General features: G+C 64.1%; 5 protein-coding genes. All 5 read left to right on the forward strand.

From position 1 onward, the window contains the following. The first annotated feature begins 219 nt into the window (after positions 1–219). Complete coding sequence (locus ABLA28_RS09790) at positions 220–891, forward strand: hypothetical protein (RefSeq protein ID WP_314716768.1); 672 nt, start codon at positions 220–222, stop codon at positions 889–891. Between the two features lie 207 nt (positions 892–1,098). Then, positions 1,099–2,073 (forward strand): porphobilinogen synthase, encoded by a 975-nt coding sequence (gene hemB, locus ABLA28_RS09795; protein ID WP_347713510.1) that lies wholly within the window; start codon positions 1,099–1,101, stop codon positions 2,071–2,073. Positions 2,074–2,293: 220 nt separating this feature from the next. Next, the gene (locus tag ABLA28_RS09800; protein WP_347713507.1) at positions 2,294–2,929 is read left to right on the forward strand and encodes a TetR/AcrR family transcriptional regulator; all 636 of its coding nucleotides are present in this window, start codon (positions 2,294–2,296) and stop codon (positions 2,927–2,929) included. Positions 2,930–2,963: 34 nt separating this feature from the next. Beyond that, a complete protein-coding gene (locus tag ABLA28_RS09805) occupies positions 2,964–4,067 on the forward strand; it encodes an efflux RND transporter periplasmic adaptor subunit (RefSeq protein WP_347713508.1) in 1,104 nt (367 codons plus the stop codon). Positions 4,068–4,096: 29 nt separating this feature from the next. Then, positions 4,097–6,766 (forward strand): efflux RND transporter permease subunit (locus ABLA28_RS09810; protein ID WP_347713509.1); only part of this gene is annotated, 2,670 nt, incomplete at its 3' end.

Here is a 6,766-nt window from a genome sequence, read left to right on the forward strand (position 1 = left end):
CTTGGGACATCTGGAGAGCACCGGAGCCCTCGTCTCCAATCTGACGGCCCGTGGGAACCGCGGCGGGCGGGGCTCGTTATAACGGACTCTAGGGTTCGGGTGGCATTGATACGCCTCCGCGGTTGGAGGATGCCTTGCTCTATCGTGTGGAGGACGATGCCATTTGGCTGAGGTTTCGATAGTCGGTCCGGCTTTCGCCGGGGGAGGCGGGGGCCGCTCTTGATGGGTAACGAGAGGAGAGGTCTCATGAAAACGAGAAAAGCGTATGTCAGGAACATCGTTCTGCTTTTTTCTTTCCTCCTTTTGGTCCTGTTGAACGTCGCAACCACATTCGCGTACTTTGGCCACCTGGAGGATGGGTTGGGTTACATTATGATGTCGTTGCTCTGGGGATTTCTCGCCATGATCCTTGTCACGGGCCCCTATCTCTTTTGCGTCAGGGCCTTTCCACCGAGGCCCGATCGCCCTGAGGGCGAACCGGAAATCGGTGAGTCGCGGATCGTTTCCCTCGGAAAAACGCTGGAATACCAAAAGAGGTGGCTGGGCAGACGGGTGATATGGTCTCTTTTCGCTGTTTTCGGCTGTTTTTGGCTGGGTTCGCGCTTCCTCGCCTCACCTTCAGGATACTTTGAATTTTATGAGGTATTTTGTGATTACCTTTCGTTTTTCGGCATGATTTTCTTTGTTTATTCTTTCTTTACGCACGCATGGGCGTGGTGGGCCCAAGGATGGAGGAACCGAAAGTATCCGCTTACGGGGCTGACCCGAAGGGAGGCCACCTGGATACTGGAGGTGTCCGGTGAGATTCGCCGCCGCATGAAGTGCACTTATTTGTCGGGAGTGCTCTACGTCATGATCATGGCAGTGCTGGCTTTTGTCCTGCTCGTCTGATGTCGGGGCCGGGGCTCCGGCTTTCGGCCGGCTGCGGAGCGGCGGCCCGGGCGTCATCCTCCTGCCTGCGGCATTTTGGGGGTGGGGCGTTTTTCTGGTTTGGAATATTGCTAGGCGCCCTCCAGGCGGTTTGCCGTCGCTGCAGGGAGCGCTATAATGACCTTGAGTACCGTCCATTCTTTTCTTTTTTGAGGGGAGATCGTTATGATGATCGTAAGGCCCAGAAGGCTGCGGCGCACGGCCGCCATCCGCGATATGGTGAAGGAGACGCGCCTTTCGCCGTCCATGCTTGTGTATCCCGTGTTCGTCCGCGAGGGGACGAACGTCGAGGAGGACATCCCGGCCATGCCGGGGCAGAAGCGCTACAGCCCGGACACGCTGCCGCGCGTGCTGGAGCGCGCGGCCGAGGCCGGGCTGGGGGGCGTGCTGCTCTTCGGCATACCGGACCGCAAGGATGAGACCGGCAGTCAGGCCTGGGCGGAGAACGGGGTGATCCAGCGCTCGCTGGCCGAGGGGAAGCGGCGCTTTCCCGACCTGACGCTGATCGCGGACGTCTGCCTCTGCGAGTACACGTCGCACGGCCACTGCGGGGTGCTGAAGGGCGAGACCGTGGACAACGATCCGACGCTCGAGCTCCTGGCGCGGACGGCCGTCTCGCAGGCCCGTGCCGGGGCGGACGTGGTGGCGCCGTCCGACATGATGGACGGCCGGGTGGGGGCCCTGCGGTCGGCGCTGGACGCCGCCGGCCTGCAGGAGACCCTGATCCTGTCCTACGCGGTGAAATACGCCTCGGCGTTTTACGGCCCCTTCCGCGAGGCGGCGGGGTCGGCCCCCGCGTTCGGGGACCGGCGGAGCTACCAGATGGATCCCCGCAACGTCCGCGAGGCCCTGAGGGAGGCGCAGCTGGACGTGGACGAGGGCGCGGACATGATCATGGTCAAGCCGGGGCTGCCGTACCTGGACGTGCTCCGCGCGGTCAAGGAGCGGAGCTGCGTTCCGGTGGGCGCGTACTCCGTCAGCGGGGAGTACTCCATGATCAAGGCGGCGGCCGAGCGGGGCTGGGTGGACGAGGAGCGCGCCGTCTCCGAGGCGGCGGTCTGCCTCGTCCGGGCGGGAGCGGACATCCTGCTGACGTATTTCGCGCTCCCCCTGGCCCAGTGGATCCGCGAGGGAAAGCTGTAGCCGCAAGGGCCCCGATCCGAATGCGGGGAACGCCGGCGTCCCTTTCGCGACCTCCCATTCCGCATGCGGATGGGAGGCTTTTTTTTTCGGGTGTGTCTGCCCTCTTGCCTTTTGTGACGAAGGGAGTATAATCCCTTCATCGCGAATTAGACCGACCGGTCGAACCGGAGGGTTTGCCGAGGGATTCAGGATCGGTTGGATTTGTCGGGACGGGAGGGAGATGAGGAAGATCGTCAGGCAGGAACGGCTGAAGGACGACAAAAAGGTGCGGCTGATCGAGGCGGCCATCGAGGAGTTCAACGAGCATGGCCTGCAGAACGCCTCCTACAACAGGATCATAGAGCGTTCCGGCCTCAGCAAGGGAGCGGTCTATTACTATTTCGAGAACAAGGACGCCCTGTTCTGTACGGTCATCGAGGACATCGGAGAGCGCTTCCTGGATGCGATAAAGGACCTGGAGTTCCCCGAGACGAAGGAGGGGTACTGGGACGCCGTCTTGGCGTATCGGCGGAGGGAGGTCGCCTTCTTCATGGCGAACCCTTCCTTTGGGCGCATCTTGATGATTCTGAGCGAGCGCGACCTGTCGTTCGACGACCCCTTCTGGAGGGCGTTCGAGCGCCCCATCCGTTTCCTGTCCCGGTTCATAGAGAACGGGCAGAGGCTTGGGGCCGTTCGGGACGATCTGGGGGCTGTGACGATCCAGCGCTTGATATGGGCCGTCGGAAAGGTGATGAACCTCGAACTGTTCGGCGCGGTGTGCCGCGGCGGAACGTGTGCGGACGACGAGGCGGAGCGGATATCCCACCGGTATCTGGAGGCCATGAACGATCTGAGCCGGAGGATGCTGGCCCCGTGAAGGGCCGCCGTCCGCTTATGGGGAGGAATGGAGCATGTGGAGACGTTTGGTGTCGTATTTGAACAGGCTGAGGTTCGTGCTGTGGGTGTTCCTGCTGGCGCTTGCGGGGGGGGCGGTGTGGCTTGCCGTGAACGCCAGGCTCTCGCAGGATGAGGCCAACCTGAAGTCCCTGGAGGCGGCGGAGAAGATCAGCTTTCCGGTCACCACGACGGTCCTGAAGCCCGGCTCGTGGGAGAGCTGGCGCAGCTATTACGGCCAGGCCAAGGCCGTGCGCACCCAGGACGTCACGACCTTCGAGCGGGAGATCGTGAAGGCCGTCCACGTCCAGGTCGGGGACCACGTGAAGAAGGGGCAGACCGTGGTCTCGCTCCTGGCCGCCGACCGGACGGCCAGGGCGCAGGCCAGCCGGACGGGGTACGACGAGGCCCAGCTGAACTACAAGCGCCTGAACGAGCTGAGGAAGAAGGGCGGCGTCTCGCAGGCCGAGGTGGACAAGGCCTATGCGGCCCTGAAGTCGGAGGAGGCGGGGCTGAGGAGCTCGCAGTCCACCCTTTTGAGGACGGAGCTCAAGGCCAGCATCGACGGGATCGTCTCGGCCCGCAACGTGGAGCCGGGCGAGGTGGCGGAGATGGGCAAGCCGCTCGTCTCCATCGTCGACCCCTCGGAGATGGAGGCGCAGCTGATGGTCTCCAAGAAGGACATCTTCAACATCAACAAGCAGACCTCCGTGGATATCTACGTCGACGGGACGCGGAGCGTCGGCTGGGTCAAGCGCGTCAGCCCCGAGGCGCAGAGCGGTTCGGGGCTGTATCCCGTGGTCGTGGGGCTGAAGCAGGACGCCGGCGTGCTGCCCGGGACCTACGTCGAGGGGCGCTTCCTGGTGGAGAAGAAGGACAACGTCATCGTCATCCCGTCCGACGTCGTGATCTACAGGGGTAACGCGCAGTCGGTCTACATCGCCTCCGGCGACGTGGCGCGGAGCGTGACGATCACGACGGGCTCGGGGCGCGGCGGCAGGGTCGTCGTAACCTCGGGGCTCAGCGTCGGGGACGAGCTGATCGTGAGCGGGAACCGCAGTCTCTACGACGGCGTCCCGGTCTCCAAAAACCTGGACTTCGGCGAGGATCGGCCCCTTTAGGGGCTGTCTTTTCAGGATCGAGGACCTTCATGAGAGGTTTTATACGGTTCTGCATCCAGCGTCCGGTCTTCACGGGCTGTTCTGTCGTCATCTGGGTCCTGCTGGGCATCAGCAGCTACCTGAGCCTGGGGGTGACGCTCTATCCCAGCGTCGAGCTGCCGTTCATCCTGGTCCAGACGATCTACACGGGGGCCGGCCCCAACGAGATCGAGCAGCTGGTGTCCAAGCCTCTGGAGGACGCCCTCTCCGACCTGGAGGGGCTCAAGACGATCACGAGCTACTCCCGCGACGGCATGTCGATGCTTGCCGTCGAGATGGAGGCGGGGACAAACCCCGACCTGGCGCTGGTGGACGTCAACAACAAGGTCAGGGCCAAGGTGTCGGACCTCCCCAAGGACGCGAACGAGCCGGTCTCCATGAAGTTCGACATCAACGCCCAGCCCTTCCTGATCGCCTCCTTTACCTCCGAGCTCCCCGAGAAGGAGGCCAAGAAGTTCATCGACGACCGGATCAAGCCCCTCGTCGCGCGCGTCGAGGGCGTGGGGCAGGTGGACGTCGTGGGAGGGCGGGACCGTGAGATCCAGATCGTCCTGGACCCCGCGGCGCTGAGCGACTACGGCGTCTCCTACCAGAGGATCTGCTCGGTCGTGGCGGCCAACAACCAGACCAACCCGTCGGGATACGTCACGCAGGAGAAGGACGAGGTCTCCCTGCGCCTGATGGGCGAGTTCAACGAGGTGGAGCAGCTGGAGGACATCCTGATCCCCACCGCGAACGGTCAGCCCGTTCCGCTGTCCCTGCTGGGCAAGGTGGTGGACGGCGAGGAGGACGTCCGGTCCCTGGCCCGGGCCAACGGGCACGAGGTCGTTCAGATGCGGGTCAGTCCGCGCGCCAACGCCGACGTCGTGGAGGCGGGAAAGGCGATCAAGCGCATTCTGGACGATGCGATGAAATCGCTTCCCGCCTTCAGGATGAACTACACCTACGACGACACCGGCTACATCGAGACCTCGGTCAAGAACGTCATCCGCGACACCGGCGTGGGCATCCTGCTGACGGCGCTGGTCATCTACCTGTTCCTGGGGCGCCTGTCGGCCACCTTCATCGTGGCCGTGTCCATGCCCGTTGCCTTCATGGCGACCTTCGTCCCCATGCAGATGCACGGCTACACCCTAAACCTCATGAGCTCCCTGGGCCTGGCCCTTTCCATGGGAACCCTCGTCATGAACTCCATCCTGATCATCCAGAACATCTACCGCTACCGGGACATGGGGTACGCGCCCTTCGAGGCCGCGGAGGAGGGGACCGTGGAGATCTCCGTCTCCGTTCTGGCGGGCGTGCTGACGAACCTGGGCGTGTTCATGCCCGTCGCCCTGATGTCCAGCATCGCCGGGCAGTTCCTGAAGCCCTACGCGGTGACGATCGTGTACGCCACGCTCTTCTCCCTGTGGGTCACCATGACCGTGACGCCCTGCCTGGCGGCGCGCATCCGCCCGGGAAGCGCGGAGACGCCTCTTTTGGGCCGCATCCTCACGGGCTGGTGGAATTGGCTCTTCGAGGGGTTCCAGGACCTCTTTCTCCTTCTGCTGCGCGGGGCGATGCGGTTTCCGGTGATCGCCGTGATCCTGACGCTCCTGCTGACCTGGGGCTCGCTTCGGCTCGGCGGGTTCATCGGCTCGGAGTTCATCCCCGCAACGGACGACGGAACGATCACCATCAGCCTGACGCTGGACAACAACGCCTCCCTGGGCCGGACGGAGGAGATGGTGCGGCGGGTGGAGGCGTTCATCTCCACGATGGAGGAAAAACGCTGGATCCGCGACGTGGTCTCCACGGTGGGCGCCTCCAAGCGCGAGACGGCAATCTTCAAGGCTTCGGTCGCCGTCTACCTGAAGGAGGACCCCGAGCGTCCCTCGACCCAGTCCGTCGCGGACAAGATCCGTCCCTTCCTGGCGACGCTGGAGGGTGTGGAGACGACGACCACGGCGACCCGGGTCGGCTTCGGCGACCCGATCGAGATCCGCGTCTCGGGCAACGACCTGTCGGCCCTTTACTCGGTGGCCGAGGAGATCCGCAGCCGCGGGCGCAGCGTCCCCGGCGTGCGCGACCTGAGCCTCTCGATGGAGATGGGCAAGCCGGAGCTCCGGGTGCTCCCCATCCGCTGGAGGCTGACCCCGCTGGGGCTCAACATCTCGGACCTGTCGAGCATCGTCCGGGGCTACCTGATCGGGGCCGACGCGGGCAAGTTCCGCCAGAGCGGCTTCGAGTACGACATCAAGGCGCGCCTGGATCGCGAGAAGGCGGGGGACATCTACACGGTGTCGGCGCTGCCGATCATGACGGGCTACGGACTGGTCCCCCTGGACGAGATGGCCGACGTGGCCTGGAGCGACGCGCCGACGGAGATCCGCCGCATCGAACGCCGGCGCACCGTCGTGGTGACGGGCAACGTACGGTTCATCACGTCGGGCGAGGGCAACGCCAGGATGCGGGAGCTTATCTCCGGGATGAAGCTGCCCAATGGGGTCGAGGTCACCTTCGGCGGCGAGAGCGAGGACATGGCGGAGAACTTCGCCGAGCTGATCCGGACGATGATCATCGCCATCGTCGTGACCTACATCGTGGTGGCGGCGATCCTGGAGTCCTGGCTCTACGCCGCGGTCATCCTGTTCACGGTGCCCATGGCGATGATCGGGGTC

Source organism: uncultured Fretibacterium sp. (genome assembly GCF_963544685.1).
Lineage (GTDB): Bacteria > Synergistota > Synergistia > Synergistales > Aminobacteriaceae > CAJPSE01.

What these genes read in the sequence shown, in the direction of transcription:
- hemB (WP_347713510.1), top strand. Translation starts at nt 1,099, where the DNA reads ATGATCGTAAGGCCCAGAAGGCTGCGGCGCACGGCCGCCATCCGCGAT.
- ABLA28_RS09800 (WP_347713507.1), top strand. Translation starts at nt 2,294, where the DNA reads ATGAGGAAGATCGTCAGGCAGGAACGGCTGAAGGACGACAAAAAGGTG.
- ABLA28_RS09805 (WP_347713508.1), top strand. Translation starts at nt 2,964, where the DNA reads ATGTGGAGACGTTTGGTGTCGTATTTGAACAGGCTGAGGTTCGTGCTG.